Raw genomic sequence first — 21,143 nt, 5'->3', positions numbered from 1 at the left:
CGTCGTGGCACACGACTAGTGGTCGTCGATCGTGATCTGTTCTTCGGTGACCGAGCCGTCAACGATCCGGTAACTGCGGATCTCCTCGCTGTCGGCGTCGCGGGTGGAGACGAGCACGTAGTGGGCGTTCGGTTCGGATGCGAACGAGATGTCGGTTCGGCTCGGGTAGGCCTCGGTCGCAGTGTGCGAGTGGTAGATCACCACAGGCTCTTCGTCGGCCCGATCCATCTCACGCCACACCTTGAGCTGCTCCCCGGAGTCGAAGCGGTAGAACGTCGGGCTGCGCTCGGCGTTTGTCATCGCGATGAACCGCTCGGGCCGGTCCGAACCCTCCGGTCCGGCGATCACCCCGCATGCCTCGTCGGGATGGTCGGCGCGGGCGTGCGCCACCATCTGGTCCACCAGCGATCGACTGATGTTGAGCACTCTCACCTCCGTTGTCACGCACCCGTCACCGAAGTGCAAATGCTGAAGGCAACGTCTGGCGGTAGGACGGTATTCCGGCAACCGGATCAGCCGACAGGACAGCCTTGACGATGGCCCGCTGAACGGCAGTGGCCGCCGCTTCCCCGATCACCGATACAAGGGCAGCTTGCTGGTTCATCCCCATCGGGATCGCCGGTGCCTCGCCCTCCCCCGGGGTGGGTGTCACCGCGCCGGTGGCAACAGCGAACAATGTGTCCCCGTCAAGCGGCGAGTGCGCCGGCCGAATGGCTCGTGCCAGACCGTCGTGCGCTGTCATCGCAACCCGTGTGGCCGATGCCGGGTCCAGAGCGGCATCGGTGGCGATCACCCCGATCGTGGTGTTCAGTGCCGTCGATTTGGTTGTGAGCGAACGTAGTTGAGCAATCTCCTCGATTGCGGGAGGACGCAGCCCGTAGTAGTCGAGTTCTGAGGGACCCGCACCCCAGGGCACACCGGTGGACGGATCGATCACTGCACCGACCGGATTCGCCACCACCAGCGCCGCCACCGTGATGCCCGTGGCCGGCCCGTTGGTGATCCTGACACTCGCCGATCCGACGCCACCTTTCAGTTCGCCGGCCCGCGCCCCGGCTCCTGCGCCCACCGAACCGGATGTCACATCGGTGCTCGCCGCTGCGGCCGCCCGCTCCCCGAACTCGCGATCCGGCCGCGCCGACCAGTCACCCACCGCGAGGTCGAAGATCACCGCGGCGGGAACGATCGGGACCAACGAACCGCGGGTGTCCATGACCAGACCCGTGCCCTGCTTCTCCAGGAAGGTCATCACCCCGTCGGCAGCGGCGAGACCGTAGGCGCTCCCGCCCGTGAGGACCACGGCATGGGCTTGCTGCACCGTGTTGGTGGGATCGAGGAGGTCGGTTTCGCGAGTGCCGGGCCCCCCGCCGCGTACATCGACGGCCGCGACTGCACCGTCCGGCAGCAGCACGACGGTGGTGCCCGTGGCCCAGCCCTCGCCTGCCTGATCCTCGGTGGCCACGCTGACCTCGTCGTCGACCCGATGGTGATGTCCGACTCGTACGCCGCGCACGTCGGCGATCGAGTCGGTCGGCCCCGGAATCATGGCTTGTTCCTCACGTTCGGGCCGGCATCGAGATCATTTCCCGATCAGGGCGACGACAAGAAGTTCCTGGACAACCGTCAGCCAGTGGTAGACGTCGAGGTGAGCAGCCATCGGATCACCCTCGGGCAACTGATCGGGAGTCGACTCGCTGATCCCGATCATCGCACCGAGCGCGAGCCGTACGTCGTTGATCGCCGAGAGCCACTGATCGGCCTCGGCCTCGGTGAGCGACACCGGTCCGCCGCCATCGGGCAACGAGTCCAGAACTGCTTGTGCCGCTTGTTGTTTCGCCGAGATGATGTGCGGTTCGTGCAGACTGCGCAGGGCGCCGTTCAGATCGCCGGTGACCGCGTCCACCGACGTCGACTCGTCTTGGTCGGGTCGATGGAAATCTGGGAACAGGCGCCCCAGCGTCACGTCTGACGGCGGTTCGGAGTGTCCTGCCTCGATCCCGGTGAGATCGGTGAGTTCGTCGGACGGTGCCGTCGACTGCCGTTCGTCGAGCAACTCGGTCATCGACGTGACCAGAGACGCGATCAGATCCGACTCGTGAGAGTCCAGTTCAGTGGTGATCCGGAGCCGTTCGCCGGAACCACGCCGCTTCCAATTGCGCACGCGGCTCAGCTGTCCCGCTGCATCGTGGCCCACAGACCTGCCGCGTGGAGCTTCTGGACATCCAATTCGACCTTGTCGCGGTCACCGGTCGACACGACCGCCTTGCCCTCGGTGTGCACCTGCATCATCAGCTCCGCCGCCCGTGTCTCGCTGTATCCGAACAGCTTCTGGAACACGTACGTGACGTATCGCATCAGGTTCACCGGGTCGTCCCACACGATGGTCACCCAAGGCCGATCAACTGCCTGGTCACGTTCGGCGACGGCGGTACTCGACGGGGTAGCCTCGTGCTGACCGTCGCCCGCTGCCGACACAGGGCCGAAGTGGTGCGGTGCGGTCATCATCTGTCCGCGCATGGCCCTAGGGTACCGATAGTGACCGCTTCGAACACAGCGCTGCTGACCGATCAATATGAGCTCACCATGGTCGCCGCAGCACTCGCCGACCAGAGCGCCCATCGGACGTGCACCTTCGAGGTTTTCGCGCGGCGGCTGCCCGATGGGCGTCGCTACGGCGTCGTCGCAGGTACCGGCCGTCTGATCGACCAGCTCACCAACTTCACCTTCGGACCCGAACAGCTTGCGGTGGTCGAGAAGTTCCTCGACGACGAGACGCTCTCCTGGCTCGCCGACTATCGGTTCTCCGGAGACATCGACGGATACGCCGAGGGCGAGCTCTACTTCCCCGGCTCGCCCATCCTCACCGTCCGCGGCACGTTCGCCGAAGCCGTCATGCTCGAGACGTTGGCGTTGTCCGTGCTCAACCACGACAGCGCCATCGCGTCGGCCGCCGCCCGGATGGTCACCGCGGCCGGGTCACGGCCCATCATCGAGATGGGGTCACGACGCACCCACGAGGAGGCGGCCGTCGCCGCGTCGCGCGCCGCGTACCTGGCCGGGCTCTCGGCCACGTCGAACCTCGAAGCCGCCCACCGCCACGGTGTACCGAGCGCCGGTACCAGCGCACACTCGTTCACCCTGGTGCACACCACCGCGGACGGGCCCGACGAGAAGACCGCCTTCGCGGCCCAGATCGCCAAACTCGGTGTCGGCACCACCTTGCTGGTGGACACGTACGACATCACGCAGGGTGTCGCCAACGCGATCGAGGTCGCCGGGCCTCAGCTCGGTGGCGTCCGTATCGACTCCGGCGACCTCGGGGTGCTCGCCCGCCAGGTCCGCAAGCAACTCGACGACCTAGGTGCCACCGGCACACGCATCGTGGTGTCGGGAGACCTCGACGAATACGCGATCGCTTCGCTACGCGCCGAACCGGTCGACGTCTACGGGGTGGGCACGTCACTGGTCACCGGATCCGGTGCACCGACAGCAGGTATGGTCTACAAGCTCGTGGAGGTCGACGGACTCCCGGTCGCAAAACGCGCCAGTCACAAGGAATCTCGTGGCGGGGCCAAGACCGCTGTCCGTACCGCCAAACAGTCCGGCACCATCGTCGAGGAGGTCATCTACCCGAGCGGTGGCTCTGAACCGACTCTCGATCTGCCCGCCCGCCCGCTTCAGATCCCACTCGTCAGGGGCGGCAAACCGGTGGAAGGCCTACCGTCACTGACCCAATCGCGTGACCACCTCGCCGCAGGCCTGGTCTCGCTTCCGTGGGAAGGTTTGGGACTCTCGCATGGGGATCCCGCCATCCCGACCCGATTCATCGCACCGTGAGGGGAATGATGTGAGCGAACCCATCCGCACCGCCTTGCTCATCGTCGACGTGCAGAACGATTTCTGTGAAGGCGGATCTCTTGCCGTCAAAGGCGGCGGTGCCGTTGCCGCAGCCGTGACCGCTTACATCAGCCGCGACCACGGATACCACGCCATCGTGGCCACCCGCGACCATCACATCGACCCCGGCGACCACTTCTCCGACAACCCCGACTTCGTCGACAGCTGGCCACCGCACTGTGTCAAGGGGACACCGGGAGTGGACTTCCACCCCTCACTTGCCACCGACACACTCGATGCCGTGTTCAGCAAGGGTGAATACAGCGCGGCGTACTCCGGGTTCGAGGGATTCGACGATTCCGGTGCCGGATTGGCGGACTGGTTGAGAGACAAGCAGATCAACGCCGTCGACATCGTGGGACTGACCACCGACCACTGCGTGGTGGCGACCGCGCTCGACGCACAGGCGTCCGGATTCACCACACGGGTGTTGTTGCGCTACACCGCCGGAGTCAGCCCGGACACAACCAAGACAGCCGTTGCCCGGATGACCGAGGCCGGCATCGGCGTGATCACCGGTGTGTCCGCGGCGGACCGTCCCGCATGATCTGGTGGCATGACACAGACCTGAGCCGCCGTGGACGATCACGGTGACGTCCATACCCGAGGTACCCGAACTGCTCGCCTCCGCGGTGCAGGCGCTCGGAGGCGCAAAACGCGATGGTCAGCTCAAAATGGCCTCGGCCGTGGCACATTCGATCGACACCGGGGAACACCTTGCCGTCCAGGCCGGCACCGGAACCGGTAAGTCCCTCGCCTACCTGGTGCCGTCGCTGGGCCATGCCGTGGACACCGGGCACACGGTGGTGGTGTCGACTGCGACCATCGCCTTGCAACGCCAGCTCGTCGACCGCGATCTCCCGCGCACCGCAAAAGCGCTCACCAAACCCCTCGGCCGCGCACCAGAGTTCGCCATCCTCAAGGGCCGAGGAAACTATCTGTGCCTCAACAAGATCCATGCCGGAACCATCGAGGAACCCGACGGGGAACTCTTCGACGCTTTCACCGCATCTCGGATGGGACGCGAGGTCACCCGGGTGCGCGAATGGTCGTCGGATACCGATACCGGTGACCGCGACGACCTCGAGCCCGGCGTATCGGACCGGGCCTGGCGACAGGTCAGCGTCAGCGCGAGAGAGTGCCTGGGAGCAACCAATTGCTCGTACGGGGCCGACTGCTTTGCCGAGAAGGCCAAGGCGAAGGCAGGCGCGGCCGATCTCGTTGTGACCAACCACGCGCTGCTGGCCATCGACGCGATGAGCCAGGCCACGATCCTGCCCGACCACGACGTGGTGGTGGTCGACGAGGCCCACGAACTCGCCGACCGGATCACAGCTGTGGCCACCGCAGAGATCTCGGGCACCTCCATCGCAGGTGTGGCCCGGCGCTGCGGGAAGTTGATCGACCAGGAGATCGCCGACGACATCGAGGGCAGCGGCGAGTTGATCGAGTCCCTCCTCGAACAGCTCGAACCCGGCAGATGGAGCGGGCTCCCCGACGGCGCGCCGCTGGCGCTCGCGTCGTTGCGTGACCGTCTGTGGAAGGCGCACACCGCCATCGGGCCCGCCAAACGAAGTGGCGAGGTGGACGCCGACGCCAGTGCCGCCCGCTCGGCCGCGCTCACCTCTCTGGAAGAGATGCACGACACCGCCGTGCGGATTCTGGCCGCGTTCGACGATCCCGACGAATCGCGCCGCCTGGACGTCGTCTGGGTCGGGGACGACCTGGTGCGAGGTGAACGCAAACGCGTGCTCAGGGTGGCCCCCCTGTCGGTCGGCGGGCTGCTGCGTGCCTCACTGTTCGCCAAGGCGACGGTGATCCTGACATCGGCCACACTGACCGTCGGCGGTTCATTCGACGGACTGGCGGCCGGCTGGGGATTGCCGCCACACCGCAGCGGCGATGCCGGATCCGACGTCGACTCCGAGGCAACCAAATCTGCTCAGAGCATCACCGCAATCGGCAAGCCGCCGCCGTCCGACGAGAAGAAGATGCGGTGGAACGGGCTCGACGTCGGCTCCCCCTTCGACCATCAGAAGGCCGCAATTCTGTATGTCGCAAAACATCTGCCCGCACCGGGCCGCGACGGCATCTCCGCCCGCACGCTCGACGAGATGGTGGAATTGATCACCGCCGCAGGCGGCCGCACGCTCGGGCTGTTCTCTTCGATGCGCGCCGCCAAAGAGGCTGCCGAGGCCGTCCGCACCCGGATCGAGCTCCCGGTCCTCTGCCAAGGCGACGGCGCGACGGGGGCGCTGGTGAAAGAGTTCGCCGCCGACGAGAAGACCTGTCTGTTCGGCACTCTCTCGTTGTGGCAGGGAGTAGACGTGCCAGGCCCGTCACTCAACCTCGTCCTCATCGACCGGATCCCCTTCCCACGACCGGACGATCCCCTGCTGATGGCGCGTCAGCGTGCGGTCGCGGCTCGAGGAGGCAACGGCTTCATGGCCATCGCTGCCACCCACGCGGCGTTGCTGATGGCGCAGGGTACGGGCCGTCTACTCCGGTCGACGTCCGACCGAGGAGTGGTGGCCGTGCTCGACTCACGTTTGGCGACGGCACGCTATGGAAACTACCTACTCGCGTCGTTACCACCTTTCTGGCGGACCACCGATGCCCAGCTGGTACGGGGTGCACTGACCCGATTGCAGGGCGCCGGCGCCGGGTGAGGGTGTCCGAGCCCGAGCCGATCGGGCCCGGGTCGCCTACGGTGGTGGTGCACGCGACGACATGACAGCGTTGGGCGACAACACTCTCGAAAGGTGGCGGACTCATTGATAGGGCGCATCGGGATCGATGACATTGCCCCGGTAGTCTCTTCTGGACAGTTTGCCGCGAAAGCGGTTGTCGGAGAGACTTTTCCAGTCACCGCAACAGTCTGGCGCGAAGGCCATGACGCGGTGGCGGCCACTCTGCACGTGGAAGGTCCCGCCCGCGGCGGCACCGTCGACGTCCGGATGGTCCCGGCAGCAGAACCAGATACCTTCAACGCCGTCTTCAGTCCGACCAGCATCGGATATTGGACGTACCGCATCGACGCATGGAGTGATCCGTTCACCACCTGGCGCGACGCGATGGACAAGAAGCTCGCCGCCGGTCAGGGAAGTGCGGAGCTTGCCAACGACATCGAGCGCGGGGCCCGCCTCCTGGACCGGGCCCTCGACCTCGTCCCCCCGAGTGATCGCGACGTCGTCGCGGGCGCATCGGCATCCTTGCGTGATGGCAATGCCGCTCTGCCCGATCGTGTCGGCCCGGCGCTCTCGGTCGAGATGGCTCAATTGCTCACCGATCACCCCGTTCGCGAACTGATCACCAAAAGCCGAACCCACCGGATCTGGGTAGACCGCACCAGGGCACTGTTCGGCTCCTGGTACGAGTTGTTCCCTCGTTCCACCGGCGGATGGGACAACGAGGGACATCCGGTTCACGGCACGTTCCTGACTGCGGCCGAGGACCTTCCCCGCATCGCCGACATGGGGTTCGATGTGGTCTACCTGCCCCCGATCCACCCGATCGGAGAGGTGAATCGCAAGGGACCGAACAACTCCGTCACCGCTGGACCAGAGGATGTCGGTTCCCCCTGGGCCATCGGGTCGGCAGACGGTGGTCACGACGCCATCCATCCCCGCCTCGGGTCCCTCGACGACTTCCACTACTTCCGCCACCGCGCCGAGGAGCTCGGCATGGAGGTGGCTCTCGACCTGGCGTTGCAATGCGCTCCGGACCATCCGTGGACCACCGAGCACCCCGACTGGTTCACGATCGAACCCGATGGAACCATTCGCTACGCCGAGAACCCTCCCAAGAAGTACCAGGACATCTACCCCCTGAACTTCGACGACGACCGCAACGGGATATTCAGAGGCGTCCTCAAGGTGGTGTTGCACTGGGTTGCGCAGGGCGTCAAGATCTTCCGGGTCGACAACCCTCACACCAAGCCACCAGACTTCTGGGAGTGGCTGATCATCGAGGTGAAGAAGCGCGACCCCGACGTGCTGTTCCTGGCCGAGGCATTCACCCGGCCCGCCCGCCTCTACGGCCTGGCGAAACTCGGGTTCACCCAGTCCTACACCTACTTCACGTGGCGGACCGCCAAGTGGGAGTTGACCGAGTTCGGCAACGAACTGGCCGAGAACGCCGACATCGCCCGCCCCAACCTCTTTGTCAACACGCCCGACATCCTGCACGAAAGTCTGCAGCACGGCGGCCCCGGGATGTTCGCGTTACGTGCCGCGCTGGCGGCAACGCTGTCGCCGACGTGGGGTGTGTACAGCGGCTACGAGTTGTATGAGGGCCAGGCGGTACGCGAGGGCAGCGAGGAATACCTGGATTCGGAGAAATATCAGCTCCGGCCACGGGATTACAAAGGTGCTGCGAGCCGGGGCGAGTCGTTGGAGAACTGGCTTCGCTCGCTCAACGAGATTCGCCGGCGGCATCCGGCGCTCCAACAGCTGCGGTACCTCAAGTTCCACCACGTGGACAACGACGCACTGATCGCATATTCGAAGTTCGATCCGAAAACCGGGGATACGGTGGTTGTCGTGGTGAACATCAATCCTTATGGAGCAGAAGAATCCACCCTGTGGCTGGACATGCCCTCACTCGGCTATGACTGGCAGGACCGCTTCAGCGGAGTCGACGAGGTGACCGGAGAGAACTTCCACTGGGGTCAGGCCAACTACGTTCGGCTCGAACCCTGGCGTCAGGTGGCCCACGTGGTCGCGTTGCCCCCCATGCCCGAAGAGGCCCGCGCGGCCCTGTCGTTCCGGACTCCGTCATGAGCGCCGCCGCCTCCGAGGCCCCCGACGCAGCTGTGACCGACGATGACCTGCATCGATTGCTGTCGGGTACGCATCACAATCCGCACGGTCTACTGGGCGCACATCCGGCCGGTGACCACACCATCCTGCGCACGCTCAAACCCGATGCCGTGTCGGTGAGCGCCGTCATCGGTGGAGTCGATTACCCACTGACACACCAGGAATCGGGATTGTTCGTCGCGGCCGTGCCGCTGACCGACCTGATCGACTACCGATATCGGGTGAGCTATCCCGCGGACGAATCGGGTGTGGCGGACCGGGAGTTCGTGGTCGCCGATGGGTACCGATTCCTGCCGAGTCTCGGCGAACTCGACATCCATCTCTTCACCGAAGGCCGCCACGAGCGGCTCTGGGAGATCCTCGGGCCGCAATCACGTGTGTACTCCACACCTGACGGCGAGGTGACCGGGACGAGTTTTGCCGTGTGGGCACCCAATGCCCAGGGCGTCACCGTGATCGGGAGCTTCGACGGCTGGCGTGGTCACACCGCGCCGATGCGGTCCCTCGGGTCCAGTGGGGTGTGGGAGGTGTTCATCCCCGACATCGGACCGGGTACCACCTACAAGTACCGGATCACCGGCAATGACGGGGTGGTGCGCGAGAAGGCCGACCCCATGGCCCGCGCGACCGAGATCCCGCCCAAGACCGCATCTGTCATCCCCGAGACGTCCTTCGAATGGACCGACGACACATGGGTCGCCCAGCGTGAAGAGTCCGACGCCACCATCGAACCGATGAGCGTCTACGAGGTCCATCTGGGCTCGTGGAGACAAGGCCTCACCTACCGTGAACTGGCCGAACAACTCGGTGAGTACGTCGTGGAACTCGGCTTCACACACGTCGAGTTGCTGCCCGTTTCCGAGCACCCGTTCGGCGGTTCATGGGGCTACCAGGTCACCTCGTACTACGCTCCCACGTCCCGCTTCGGAAGTCCTGACGACTTCCGGTTCTTCGTCGACCACCTGCATTCGCTCGGGATCGGCGTGATCGTGGACTGGGTGCCCGCCCACTTCCCGAAGGACGCCTGGGCATTGGCCCGCTTCGACGGGACCGCGCTCTACGAGCACGGCGACCCTCAGCGAGGCGAGCAGCTCGACTGGGGCACGTACGTGTTCGACTTCGGACGCAACGAGGTCCGTAACTTCCTGGTCGCCAACGCGCTCTACTGGTTCGACCAATTCCACATCGACGGCTTACGGGTGGACGCCGTCGCATCGATGTTGTACCTCGACTACTCCAGGCCCGAAGGGGGCTGGACGCCGAATGTCCACGGCGGCCGTGAGAACCTCGAGGCCGTCCAGTTCGTCCAGGAGATGAACGCGACCGTCCACAAGCATCACCCCGGTGTGGTGACCGTCGCCGAGGAGTCCACGTCGTGGCCGGGCGTCACCCGCACCACCAACCTCGGTGGCCTCGGCTTCTCGATGAAGTGGAACATGGGATGGATGCACGACACGCTCGGGTTCCTCGGGCGTGACCAGATCCACCGCAGCTTCCATCACCACGAGATCACCTTCTCCCTCATGTACGCGTGGAGCGAGAACTTTGTGCTGCCGATCAGCCACGACGAGGTCGTGCACGGCAAAGGCACACTGTGGTCCCGGATGCCGGGAGATTCCAGGACCAAGGCGGCAGGGGTCCGCGCGCTGCTCGCGTACATGTGGGCCCACCCAGGCAAGCAACTGTTGTTCATGGGTCAGGAGTTCGCACAGACCCCTGAGTGGTCGGAGGAACGCAGCCTGGCCTGGGAGCAACTCGAGGGCTGGGAAGGTGAGCTGCACAGCGGAGTCCAGTCGCTGGTCTCCGACCTCAACAGCGTCTACAAACGTCACCCTGCTCTCTACAGCCAGGACATCACTCCCAATGGATATTCCTGGATCGACGCCAACGACACCGCGGGCAACATCATCAGTTTCCTGAGGTGGGGATCCGACGGTTCGGTGATGGCCTGCGTGTTCAACTTCTCCGGCACCACTCGCACCGACTACCGGGTGGGACTACCGCTGACGGGTTCGTGGGACGAAGTGCTGAACACCGATGCGCCGTCCTACGCCGGCAGCGGGGAAGGCAACCTCGGGCAGGTCATCGCCGAGGAAGAATCGTGGCATGGCCGCCCGGCCTGTGCTCGCCTGACACTTCCGGCGAACGGTGCCATCTGGCTCACTCCGGCAGCCACCACCGACTAGCACGGATCGGCGCGGCTAGAGTTTGGTCGTGGCCCATAGCTCCCGGCGAACGCCGGTTCTGATCGGTGCGCTGGTGGGGGCCTGTCTGATGCTCGTCTCGGCGTGCGCGACGCGCGAGGAGCGCCAGGTGGTCAGCGGTGAAGCGGTGTCGGCGTACTCCGACCCGTTCACCGTCGCCGGGCTTCCCGTCACAGATGGCCCCAACGGACTCCGTGATGACGCGGCGGACACGGCGCTCGACATCCGCGGGGGCGACGACGGTGAGATCGACGACCTGATGGGTGCCGCGCTGGCGGACCTGGAGACGTATTGGAAGCAGGCATTCGAGCCCGCCTTCAAAACGAGTTTCAAAACCGGCCTGTCCTTCGTCTCATGGGATGCCGAGTCTCCCCAGAGTCGGTCGGTGATGTTCTGCAACGAGCCGACCTTCGGTCAGGTCAATGCGGCCTTCTGCCCCACGCGCGATGAGATCGGTTGGGACCGCGGAGTTCTGATGCCGGCTTTGGCGGACGCATTCGGACCGATGGCGCCTGTCACGGTGATCGCGCACGAATACGGCCACTACATCCAGATGATCGGCGGTTTCGACAAGGACACCTCGCCCATCGTCAGCGAGCAGCAGGCCGATTGTCTCTCCGGGAACTTCATCCGATGGATCGCCGAAGGCAACGGCGAGTTCCTTCAGATCAACACCGGGGACGGGCTCAACACCGCCGTGGCCGCACTGATCTCCGCACGCGACAGCCGCCGCGGCCGGTCCGATCACGGCACCGCCTTCGAGCGGGCCCTCGCGTTCGAGAAGGGTTTTCGGTCTGGACCGGCGACGTGCGCAGCGATCACCGAACTGACGATCGACGACCTGCGTGACCAGATGCCACCGAGGTTCGACAATGCCGGGGCCATCGACACCTCCCCGTTCACCGAAGCCGGCCTGGAGTCGGTGGTGCAGTCGGTCGAGGCGTTCTTCGACCTGCCGGACACGGCCCGGCCGTCGGTGGTCACCGACCAGATCGAGCAACCTTGCAGCGGGACGTCCGACCAACAGGCCGCGCTGCCTGTCGCGTTCTGCCCGGACACCAACACCGTCTCGATGGACCCTGACGAACTAGCCCTGATCGCGACCAACGGAACCAGCGGACCGTCGGGGCTGCCGAGCTTCATCGGTGGGGACTTCAGTGCGTATTCGCTTGTCGCCTCCCGATATTCACTTGCGACACAGCGCGCGCGAGGCCAAGTGCTGGACCAGCCGGTGACCGCCGCCCGGGCTGCCTGTTTCACCGGCCGGTGGGCACGATCGACAGCGGACTCCGGCACGTTCACGCTGCGCGGAGGTGACCTCGACGAATTGGTGTCGGGTCTGCTCGTGAGTGGCGCAGTCGCCAGCGATGTGGCCGGTCGGTCGTTGCCAAGCGGGTTCTCACGGATCGCGGCCTTCTCGGCCGGTTACTTCGGCGACGAGAAGGGCTGCGCCCGCTACGACCCGTAGGTCTCGACAGGTCGTTACTGAATCGGCCGTCAGGGGTCGGTGCGGGGTCGGTCAGTACAGGACCGGTCAGTACAGGGCGGTTGCCAGCTTGCGCCGGGCCGCGACCACAAACGGTTCCGCCGGGTCGAACAGCTCGAACAGTTCCAGTAGTCGGGTCCTTGCCCTGGTCCGTTCGTCGCCACCGGTCTTCGCGATCACCGCAACGATGCGGTCGAAGGCTGCCTCCGGCTGCTGATTCAACAGTTCGACATCCGCGGCCGCCAGGTGGCCATCGACGTCATCGGCCTCGAGGTCCGTGAGCGACGCGGGATCGTGGCTTTGTGCCCTCGCTACGAACTCGAGGTTGCGGACAAGCGATGCGGCCTCGACGTTGTCGGGTTCGGACGCAGCAATGTCCTTGTAGTCGGCGAGTGCACCGTCGATGTCGCCACTGTTCAGCTTGTCCTCGGCCGCGGCCATCCGTGGATCGACCGGTTCGGGCTGCGGCTCATCGGAGTCGTCAGCCGGAGCTCCGGTAAAGGTGTGTTCGTACTTGGCCAGGATGTCGTCGACCCACCCCTGGATCTGGGCGGCCGGCTGTGCGCCGGCGAATGCCGACACGGGCTGGCCACCGGCGATTGCCACCACGGTCGGGATCGACTGGACCCCGAACAGCTGCGCGATGCGGGGATTGGCGTCCACGTCGACCTTGGCCAGCACCCACTTGCCCCCTGACTGCTGGGCAAGGGCTTCGAGCGTCGGTGAGAGTTGTTTGCACGGCCCACACCAGGTTGCCCAGAGATCGACGAGTACCAGCACCTGTTCCGAACGTGCGACGACATCGGACTCGAAGTCGGCTTCGGTGACGTCATAGACGGCAGGAAAGGCGCCGCCTGCCGGAGCTGGTGACGCCGAGGTGGGCGGGCCCGACGCAGGCGGCGTCGCCGGCCGGTTGGGTTGTGCGCGTTGGGCATCGGCCCGCTCTTTGAGAACGGACAGGTCCACTGCCCCGGACATCGCCGCTGCAGCTCGGGCAGCAGCCTGTTGACGTGGTTGCGGTCTGCTCACCCGTCCAGTCTGGCACGGTCAGAGACCGTGTGGTGCCCCGGTCCGCCCGCGTTCGCCAGCAGCGGACGCAGGTTTCTGCGCAGACCCGGCGTCACCGGCACGCGGTCGGACCACCGGCGCCGCCACGAACGCGAACGCCATGCCGGCTGCAGCGATCCAGAGTGCGGTGCCGAGAGAGAACCAACTGCTCACCGGACCGATCACCGCGGGTCCGGCCAGCATTCCGACGTACCCGCACCCGACAACCAGTGAGATGGTCTGGCCGCTGGACCGGCTGGAGATGTTGCCGGCCGCAGTGAACAGCTGCGGCACCCCGCCTGCCACTCCGAGGCCGAAGATCGCCCATCCGATGACACTGAGCACCGGTGTCGGCGAACAGATCACCAACGTCATACCGACCATGGCGATCGCAGACCCCAGGCGCACCACCGCAACCGGCCCCAGCCGCGCACTCACCGTGTCCGCCGAGAACCGCCCGACCACCATCGTGGCGCTGAACGCGCCGAACGCGATTGCTCCGATGGCCTCGGGCTGGTCGTATCGTTCCACCAGGTACAGCGCACTCCAGTCGTAGGCGGTTCCTTCGGCCAGCATCAGACCGAAAGCAACCGCGGCCAGCAGGGCGATCCTTCCCCACGGCCGCCGCGACGCCGCGGCGTTCTCTGTCTCGCCGGGTTCGCCTGGCTCTTCGTCGGCGTAGCCGGTGATCAGGGTGTTCGACAACAGCAGAGCGCAACAGATCGCCAATGCGCAGCAAGTCCCCAACGTGGCCAGCAGGGGCACGTCCACTGCCAGGGTGGCGGCAACCACCCCTGAGCCGATCAGTCCACCGATCGAGAAGAACCCGTGGATCGAGGACATGATCGGGCGGCCGTAGATCCGTTCGATGAGCACGGCCTGCGTGTTCATGGAGACATCGAGGGCACCATTGCAGAATCCGAACATCACCATTGCCGCCGCGAGGGTGATCGGTCCGGTGGCCAGCCCCGGCAGAACGATCGCAACAGCCAACGCGATCGCGCTGATCACAGTGGGTCCTCGCGAGCCGAAACGGTCGATCAGCGGTCCGAGCAGCTGCATGCCGACAAACGCCGATGCGCCCAACGCCAGCAACAGCCCACCGAGAGTCGCGTTGTCGACACCCGTCCGGTCCTGGATCACCGGGATGTGGGCGACCCACATCGATGCCAACAAGCCGTTCAGGGCAAAGATGCCGGACACCGCCACGCGCACGGCACGTGACGCGTGCGCCGTGGCGGCGGTATGCGTTGTCAGGAGGTGGCGGCCCGGGTCGGGGCGTCGGTCCCGTCGAGATGCCCGTTCCGCTTCGCCCAGATCTCGAAGATCAGGGTTCCGAACGGCGGGATGCTCGCAACGAGGGCCAGGCCGGTCGTGACCAGGCTCCACCGCAGGCGCCATGCGGTGAACAAGGCAACCACGATGTAGGCCACGAAGACCACCCCGTGCGTCATACCCGGAATGGCGACCGCCTCTTCATGGCCGAGGACCCATTTGAAGAACATGGCGATCAGCAGGGCCAGCCAGGTCACGGCCTCTGCGATGGCGACGACACGGAAAATCTTTGCGGTGAGGTCGGTGGAGATCATTTCGCGGGCACCTTGATGATCAGAGCGTCACCCTGGCCGCCGGCTCCGCAGAGCGCTGCGACCCCGGTGCCGCCGCCGCGGCGGGCCAGTTCGAAGGCAAGGTGCAGGGTGATCCGGGCGCCGGACACACCGATCGGGTGACCGAAGGCGATCGCACCGCCGTTGACGTTGACCTTGTCGTCACTGAGCCCCAGCTCGGCGGTGGCCGCCAGGCCCACTGCGGCGAACGCCTCGTTGATCTCGACGAGATCGAGGTCGGCAGGTTCGATGCCGGCACGCTTACAGGCTTTCAGGATGGCCCGCGACGGCTGGTGCTGCAGCGTGGAATCCGGTCCGGCGACCACGCCGTGGGGCCCGATCTCGGCCAGCCACTCCAGTCCCAGCTCGGTTGCCTTGTCTTTGCTCATCACCACGACCGCCGCGGCACCGTCCGAGATCTGCGACGAGTTGCCTGCGGTGATCGTGCCGTCCTTACGGAACGCCGGACGCAACCGAGCGAGCGAATCTGCGGTGGTGTCCGCGCGAATGCCCTCGTCCTCGGCGAACTCGATCGGATCGCCCTTGCGCTGCGGGATGCTCACCGGGACCACCTCGTCGGCGAAGAGGCCGTTCTTCCAGGCCGCGGCCGCACGCTGGTGGGATTCTGCCGCGTACGCGTCCTGCTGTTCGCGGGTGAACGACTCGACGTCGTTCTGCTGCTCGGTCAGCGCGCCCATCGGCTGATCGGTGAACGGATCGTGGAGGCCGTCGAAAGCCATGTGGTCGACCAGCTCGGTGTTGCCGTACTTGAACCCACCACGGCTACCCGGGAGGATGTGCGGCGCCTGGGTCATCGACTCCTGGCCACCGGCCACCACGCAATCGAACTCACCGGCGCGGATCAGTTGATCGGCCAGTGCGATCGCGTCGATGCCCGACAGGCACATCTTGTTGATGGACAGGGCCGGGACGTCCCAGCCGATACCGGCTTTGACGGCCGTCTGCTTGGCGGGCATCTGCCCGGCTCCGGCACCCAGGACCTGACCCATGATCACGTACTCGACCTCGGAGGCAGGAACCTTGGCCTTTTCCAGGGCGCCGCGGATGGCGATCGCGCCCAGGTCCACTGCGCTGAAATCCTTGAGCGAACCCATCAATCGTCCGATCGGGGTACGGGCTCCGGATACTATTACCGATGTCGACATCTACTTCTGACCTCTCGTCAAAGCTGGCTGAATGGTGGCGCAACCACTCACAACGCTACCTTTAGACCATGAGTGCTCCGGAACAGAACCCCCAGTCAGCGGTACTGACATCCATCGGCGAACTGGTCACCGCGATCGACCATGTAGGTATCGCCGTCCCCGACCTCGAGGCGGCCAAGGCCTGGTATCTCGACAACCTGGGCCTGGTGTGCCTGCACGAGGAGACGAACGAAGCCCAGGGCGTCGTCGAAGCGATGGTCGGGCCTGCAGGCGCCGAGAAGTCGCACGCTCTGATCCAGCTGCTCTCCCCCATCGACGAGACGTCCACCATCGCCAAGTTCATCGACCGTAACGGCCCAGGTTTGCAGCAGATGGCCGTGCGCGTCACCGATGTCGAAGAGGTCACCCGGCGGCTCGTCGCCAACGGGTTGCGGGTGCTCTACGACGCACCCCGCCGCGGCACCGCGAACTCTCGCATCAACTTCATCCATCCCAAGGATGCCGGTGGTGTCCTCCTCGAACTGGTGGAGCCTGCAGCCGCTCACTGAGTCGGCCCCGTTCCTCACCTTCACGGCTGGTGCATCTGGCCGGCAGTAGCCCAGCGTTGCAGTGCGGTAACACAGTTCATGCTGTCCACCGGCTTGAACCGCTTTGGCGCCCGTGCAGCGTAAAATTGCGGCCATGCCATCTCACGAGGCCACATCTGCGTCCGGACTGCCTTTTGCCACGGTCATGCGCGGTTACGACCGTGATCAGGTCATCGACTTCTTTCGTCGTTTCGACGCCGAGATGCGAGTCATAGCCGCAGATCGTGACGCTGCCACCGCGAATGCGCGCGAACTTGCCGACAACTTGGAACTCGCGCGCGAGGAGATCGAAGAGCTCCGCCGTGAGGTGAACAAGCTCTCGGTACCCCCGACCACGGTGCAGGGAATGAGCGAGCGCGTCTCGAGCATGTTGCGACTTGCGTCCGACGAGGCGTCGGAGATCCGGGCACGATCGGAAGCCGAAGCGGCAGAGACTCTCTCGATAGCCAGGCAAGAAGCCGAAGAGCACCGCCAGGAGATTGCCAGGCAGACGCAGGAGATGAACGAGCGTCGCGAGGCGATGAACGCCGAGCACGAGACGACCATGCATGCCGCGCACGAGGAGGCGGCGCGCATCCTCGCCGACGCCAAAGCCAAGGCCGAGGAACTCGATGCCCGCGCGCAGAGCAATCGCGAGCGCATCCAAGAAGATTTCGACACCACGATGGCCGCCCGCCGCAAGGAAGCCCTGGAGCAGGCGAAGCAGCTCGAAGCCACCAGCAAGGCCGAGGCAAAAGAGCGTTTGGACACCGCGCGAGCAGAAGCGGAGAGCACCCGACAACGCGCGGCCTCGGCGGCCACCGAAAGGATCACTCGGGCACAGGAAGTCACCGAGCAGATCCGAACACTGCGCGCTCGCATGCTGGCGCAACTCGCCGAGGTGCGAAGTCAGCTCGACGATGTGCCACAGCTACTCGCCGAGGTCGAGAACGAGCCTCAACTACTCGACCCGGACACCAAGGGCCTGCTCAACAAGGACCTGTCCGAGAACGCGCGGCTCGATCAGCCGAATAAAGCTGCCGGCGAACGGGATTCGGAAGTGCCCGCGGACACCATCGATGCAGCCGAGCACGATGGCGACACAGACGAGGCCGCGGCCGCCGACAACGACACGGTCAGCGCCTCCTACCGCTGATCACCGCGACGGCTGACGAGGTCGGGCCAAGGTGACTTTCCCGACCACTCCTCTTCACCTGTTTGGACGCCGCCTGTGGATGCGTCTGCGCCAGCATCCGGTGTGCCAGTGGCGGCGGTCATCGATGCGATCTGGCCCGCCGTAGTCGTCGACCGGCCACGCGACCACGTGGGGTGTTCCCATGAAGATCACCTGACTGCAGTGTGGGCAGCGATAGTCCTTGACCGCACGTTGCCCGGAGATGGGCCGCACGTAATAGTCGGTGCCGTCAGGCCCGGGTTCGATCCGCTCCAGCACCGTTGCGCCCGTCCTAGAACAGCCGGAACTCGGTACTCTCGGTCCCCCGGAGTTTGTCGTAATCGAGTGTGACGCAGCGTATTCCGCGATCGGTTGCCAGCGTCCGCGCTTGCGGCTTGATCTGCTGGGCAGCGAACACCCCTTGCACGGGAGCCAGTAGAGGGTCGCGATTCATCAGCTCCAGATAGCGGGTCAGTTGTTCGACGCCATCGATTTCCCCGCGGCGTTTGATCTCCACTGCCACCGACACACCGTCGGCGTCCCGGCACAGCAGATCGACCGGCCCGATCGCGGTCATGTACTCGCGCCGCACCAGGGAGTACCCGCTGCCGAGCGTCTCCACATGCTCAGCCAGAAGCTCCTGCAGGTGCGCCTCAACGCCATCCTTCACCAGACCAGGGTCGACACCCAGTTCATGACTGGAATCGTGCTCGATGTCGGTGATGGTGATCCGGAGCTCTTCACCGGCTTTGTTGGTCACCACCCACAGCCGCGGCCCTTCAGAGGTGGCGGGATCTTCCTCCACCAGCCAGCACGGCGGGCTCATCCAGTTGAGTGGCTTGTACGCACGGTCGTCGGCATGGATGCTCACCGAGCCGTCGGATTTGATCAGCAGGAGTCGACGGGCCATCGGCAGATGGGCTGTCAACCGGCCCACATAGTCCACCTGGCATGTCGCGATAACTAGACGCACGACGTCCACCTTAGGCGCGCACGAGCGCACGTCCTCCACGCCGTGCCGGGGTCGGCCATATTGTGGTCCTTGTGTCGATCAAACGAGTCTCCTCCTCGGAGATCTATGCCAACCCCTGGATGTCGTTGAGAGAGGATCAGATACTCCGAGCCGACGGGAGTCCTGGGATCTACAGCGTGGTCGACAAGCCGACAGGCGTTGTGGTGATCCCACGGGACGGCGACCGGCTTTTTCTCGTCGAACAATTCCGGTACGCGGTGGGGGCGCGACGTTGGGAGTTCCCCGCGGGTACCGCACCCGATCGAGCACACGTTCCGCCGCCGGATCTGGCTGTTCGCGAGCTGGCGGAAGAGACAGGTCTGGTGGCCGACAGTCTCACCCAGATCGGTGTGTTGGACGTGGCGCCAGGATTCAGCAGTCAGCGGCAAGTGGTGTTTCTCGCCGAGGGCTTACACACGGGAGAAGCCGCACGAGAGCACGAAGAGCAGGACATGGACGCGCGATGGTGGACGGTCGCCGAGGTCCGGACAGCGGTGAGAGCCGGCCAGATCTGCGATGGGCAGACTCTCGCGGCACTCACGTTGCTGTCTCTGCACGATTCCGGGGACGCGACCATCTAGGTACGGTCGACCGCGACCTTCAGCAGGAAGTCTTCCGCTCGCGTGATTGCCTCTCTCATCGTGGTCACCACATACTCCGCGCCAGGACTCGGCTCGGCGACGTGCGCATTGCGCCGTACCACGACTCCGTCGGGATCGACGATCACTGCCGTCCGCGCGGCTCCGTTGATGTTCTCGCTGGCACCGGAGAACATCGAGCGGGATACCTGGTCCACGTGATCGACGCGGCTCATGTCCAGGATGGCGACATCGAACTCCGCGACTGCAGCACGTAGTCGCCTCAGTACGCTCTCCGTGCCCGAGAAGGTCAGGTCACCCTGGAGCTCGTATATCCGGATGCGATCCCGTTGCCCGTTCAGATATCGCCGTTCATGGTCGGACCTGTCGGACACGATGTCGATCTCGCGTGCCGAATAGAACGACCGGATGGTCACCCGACTCTCCCGAGCGACGTTGAACATGTGCAGACCGAGGTCGGACGACAAACGCTTGCATGCGCTCACTCCCCTGACGCTGTTGCCGTGCTCATCGAGCAGAGGCGAGTAGACACCGATCCCCAACTGTCCGGGCAAGACAGCCATGATTCCGCCCCCGACACCGCTTTTCGCAGGAAGTCCGACGGTGGTCACCCAGTCGCCAGCTCCGTCGTACATTCCGCAGGTGGTCATCACACTCAGGACCCGCTGGACAACCGCCTGCCCTACTGCCCGTCGACCCGTACGCGGATTGACGCCGCCGTTGGCAAGCGTTCCCCCGATCGTCGCGAGGTCGTCGGTCGTCACGATCAACGAGCACTGCCTGAAGTACAGGTCGATCGCGTCCTCGGGCGCGGCCCGGAGCATGCCGAAACTCTGCAACATATAGGCGATCGCCCTGTTGCGTGCGCCGGTTCGCATCTCGGACGCGTAGACGTAGGCGTCGAGCGCGAGCTGCCTGCCTGCGCACGCCGAGTAGAACTCGAGTAGCTCGGTGAACGCCTTGTCCACGTCCGGTTGAGTCTCCAGAAGCAGCGAAGCGGAGAGGATGGCCCCGGCATTGATCATCGGATTCCTCGGCCGTCGACGAGAATCCACGCTGATCTCGTTGAACGCTTCACCGGACGGTTCGACACCGATTCGTTCGTCGACTGCATCAAAACCCTTGTGGGTCAACGCAAGCGCGTACGTGAGCGGTTTCGACACCGACTGGATGGTGAAACCGATATCCGCGTCGGCGATCGAGTAGACGTAGCCATCATGCAGCGCCAGGGACAGCCCGAACCGATTCGGGTCCACCTGGGCCAGTTCTGGGATGTAATCCGCCAGCTCGCCGCCCCCGACGGCGTAGCACGAACTGTGGATGTGCTGGAGATAAGACTCGACCAGCGACGGACCGGTGACCAGGGATGCCATGGACTCATCTAAGCAAAGACCGCCTCCACGGAGCCTGCTCGACGTCGATCTACCCAGAAAGCACTGAAGCCCCCCGCGTTAGCGGGGGGCTTCAGTAAGTTGTGTTCGGCGGTGTCCTACTCTCCCACACTGATTAGGGTGCAGTACCATTGGCGCTGGAGGGCTTAGCTTCCGGGTTCGGAATGGGGCCGG

At 65.1% G+C, this 21,143-nt stretch carries 20 protein-coding genes and 1 rRNA gene; 9 read left to right on the top strand and 12 right to left on the bottom strand.

The features are described 5' to 3' along the window. Positions 1 to 15: 15 nt before the first annotated feature. The 4 genes from ACVWY6_RS19010 to clpS are packed head-to-tail and all read right to left on the bottom strand — an operon-like array spanning position 16 to position 2,502. Entirely contained in the window at positions 16 to 426 is a 411-nt protein-coding gene (locus tag ACVWY6_RS19010; protein ID WP_457540245.1) for a Mov34/MPN/PAD-1 family protein, read from the bottom strand. A 25-nt stretch (positions 427 to 451) separates the two neighbouring features. Continuing rightward, positions 452 to 1,546: a P1 family peptidase gene (locus ACVWY6_RS19005; protein ID WP_457540243.1), complete on the bottom strand. Its 1,095-nt coding sequence runs from the start codon at positions 1,544 to 1,546 to the stop codon at positions 452 to 454. 33 nt (positions 1,547 to 1,579) lie between these two features. Beyond that, positions 1,580 to 2,161 (bottom strand): oxidative stress transcriptional regulator AosR, encoded by a 582-nt coding sequence (gene aosR, locus ACVWY6_RS19000; protein WP_457540241.1) that lies wholly within the window; start codon positions 2,159 to 2,161, stop codon positions 1,580 to 1,582. A 5-nt stretch (positions 2,162 to 2,166) separates the two neighbouring features. Beyond that, positions 2,167 to 2,502 carry an ATP-dependent Clp protease adapter ClpS gene (gene clpS / locus ACVWY6_RS18995; RefSeq protein ID WP_099385040.1) on the bottom strand — a complete coding sequence of 112 codons (336 nt, stop codon included), beginning with the start codon at positions 2,500 to 2,502 and terminating at the stop codon, positions 2,167 to 2,169. 33 nt (positions 2,503 to 2,535) lie between these two features. On the opposite strand from clpS, the gene ACVWY6_RS18990 reads away from it, so the two are divergent. From ACVWY6_RS18990 to ACVWY6_RS18965, 6 genes are all read left to right on the top strand, one after another. Next, positions 2,536 to 3,837, top strand: a complete 1,302-nt coding sequence (locus ACVWY6_RS18990; protein ID WP_062801268.1) for a nicotinate phosphoribosyltransferase — start codon at positions 2,536 to 2,538, stop codon at positions 3,835 to 3,837. Positions 3,838 to 3,847: 10 nt separating this feature from the next. Beyond that, positions 3,848 to 4,444, top strand: coding sequence for an isochorismatase family protein (locus ACVWY6_RS18985; protein ID WP_247208436.1), 597 nt, complete (start codon positions 3,848 to 3,850; stop codon positions 4,442 to 4,444). A 43-nt stretch (positions 4,445 to 4,487) separates the two neighbouring features. Next, positions 4,488 to 6,566, top strand: coding sequence for an ATP-dependent DNA helicase (locus ACVWY6_RS18980; protein ID WP_457540240.1), 2,079 nt, complete (start codon positions 4,488 to 4,490; stop codon positions 6,564 to 6,566). A gap of 105 nt (positions 6,567 to 6,671) precedes the next feature. After that, on the top strand, positions 6,672 to 8,678 hold the full coding sequence (locus tag ACVWY6_RS18975) for a maltotransferase domain-containing protein (RefSeq protein WP_457541143.1): 2,007 nt from the start codon (positions 6,672 to 6,674) through the stop codon (positions 8,676 to 8,678). Then, a complete protein-coding gene (gene glgB / locus ACVWY6_RS18970; RefSeq protein WP_457540238.1) occupies positions 8,675 to 10,903 on the top strand; it encodes a 1,4-alpha-glucan branching protein GlgB in 2,229 nt (742 codons plus the stop codon). The genes ACVWY6_RS18975 and glgB overlap by 4 nt, the downstream gene beginning before the upstream one ends. Positions 10,904 to 10,931: 28 nt before the next feature. Further along, positions 10,932 to 12,389 (top strand): hypothetical protein, encoded by a 1,458-nt coding sequence (locus ACVWY6_RS18965; RefSeq protein ID WP_457540236.1) that lies wholly within the window; start codon positions 10,932 to 10,934, stop codon positions 12,387 to 12,389. Between the two features lie 66 nt (positions 12,390 to 12,455). On the opposite strand, the gene trxA is transcribed toward ACVWY6_RS18965, so the two are convergent. The 4 genes from trxA to ACVWY6_RS18945 all read right to left on the bottom strand — a co-directional run bounded on the left by trxA (position 12,456) and on the right by ACVWY6_RS18945 (position 16,227). After that, the gene (trxA, locus tag ACVWY6_RS18960) at positions 12,456 to 13,385 is read right to left on the bottom strand and encodes a thioredoxin (RefSeq protein WP_062801275.1); all 930 of its coding nucleotides are present in this window, start codon (positions 13,383 to 13,385) and stop codon (positions 12,456 to 12,458) included. A 69-nt stretch (positions 13,386 to 13,454) separates the two neighbouring features. Next, the gene (locus tag ACVWY6_RS18955; RefSeq protein ID WP_457541141.1) at positions 13,455 to 14,657 is read right to left on the bottom strand and encodes an MFS transporter; all 1,203 of its coding nucleotides are present in this window, start codon (positions 14,655 to 14,657) and stop codon (positions 13,455 to 13,457) included. 50 nt (positions 14,658 to 14,707) lie between these two features. Beyond that, positions 14,708 to 15,043: a DUF3817 domain-containing protein gene (locus ACVWY6_RS18950; RefSeq protein WP_116915606.1), complete on the bottom strand. Its 336-nt coding sequence runs from the start codon at positions 15,041 to 15,043 to the stop codon at positions 14,708 to 14,710. Beyond that, on the bottom strand, positions 15,040 to 16,227 hold the full coding sequence (locus tag ACVWY6_RS18945; protein WP_030163868.1) for an acetyl-CoA C-acetyltransferase: 1,188 nt from the start codon (positions 16,225 to 16,227) through the stop codon (positions 15,040 to 15,042). The genes ACVWY6_RS18950 and ACVWY6_RS18945 overlap by 4 nt, the downstream gene beginning before the upstream one ends. Before the next feature lie 68 nt (positions 16,228 to 16,295). Here ACVWY6_RS18945 and mce point away from each other — a divergent pair, with 68 nt between their 5' ends. Then, positions 16,296 to 16,775, top strand: a complete 480-nt coding sequence (gene mce / locus ACVWY6_RS18940; RefSeq protein WP_030163870.1) for a methylmalonyl-CoA epimerase — start codon at positions 16,296 to 16,298, stop codon at positions 16,773 to 16,775. Positions 16,776 to 16,908: 133 nt separating this feature from the next. Continuing rightward, positions 16,909 to 17,949, top strand: a complete 1,041-nt coding sequence (locus ACVWY6_RS18935) for a hypothetical protein (protein ID WP_457540233.1) — start codon at positions 16,909 to 16,911, stop codon at positions 17,947 to 17,949. A gap of 54 nt (positions 17,950 to 18,003) precedes the next feature. Here ACVWY6_RS18935 and ACVWY6_RS18930 read toward each other — a convergent pair whose 3' ends face one another. Continuing rightward, a complete protein-coding gene (locus ACVWY6_RS18930; RefSeq protein WP_457540231.1) occupies positions 18,004 to 18,246 on the bottom strand; it encodes an ATP/GTP-binding protein in 243 nt (80 codons plus the stop codon). 13 nt (positions 18,247 to 18,259) lie between these two features. Continuing rightward, complete coding sequence (nucS, locus tag ACVWY6_RS18925; protein ID WP_062801296.1) at positions 18,260 to 18,940, bottom strand: endonuclease NucS; 681 nt, start codon at positions 18,938 to 18,940, stop codon at positions 18,260 to 18,262. 119 nt (positions 18,941 to 19,059) lie between these two features. Between nucS and ACVWY6_RS18920 the strand changes: the two genes are divergently transcribed. Next, on the top strand, positions 19,060 to 19,560 hold the full coding sequence (locus ACVWY6_RS18920; protein WP_084248569.1) for an NUDIX domain-containing protein: 501 nt from the start codon (positions 19,060 to 19,062) through the stop codon (positions 19,558 to 19,560). On the opposite strand, the gene glsA is transcribed toward ACVWY6_RS18920, so the two are convergent. Then, positions 19,557 to 20,951: a glutaminase A gene (gene glsA, locus ACVWY6_RS18915; protein ID WP_457540228.1), complete on the bottom strand. Its 1,395-nt coding sequence runs from the start codon at positions 20,949 to 20,951 to the stop codon at positions 19,557 to 19,559. The two genes, ACVWY6_RS18920 and glsA, sit on opposite strands and share 4 nt — an antisense overlap. Positions 20,952 to 21,054: 103 nt before the next feature. Then, a 5S ribosomal RNA gene (rrf, locus tag ACVWY6_RS18910) occupies positions 21,055 to 21,143 on the bottom strand; the annotation flags it as partial.

It is taken from the genome of Williamsia sp. R60 (assembly GCF_054063855.1).
The sequence above is the reverse complement of the archived record's forward strand: the minus strand, read 5'-3'. Positions and strand labels throughout refer to the sequence as shown.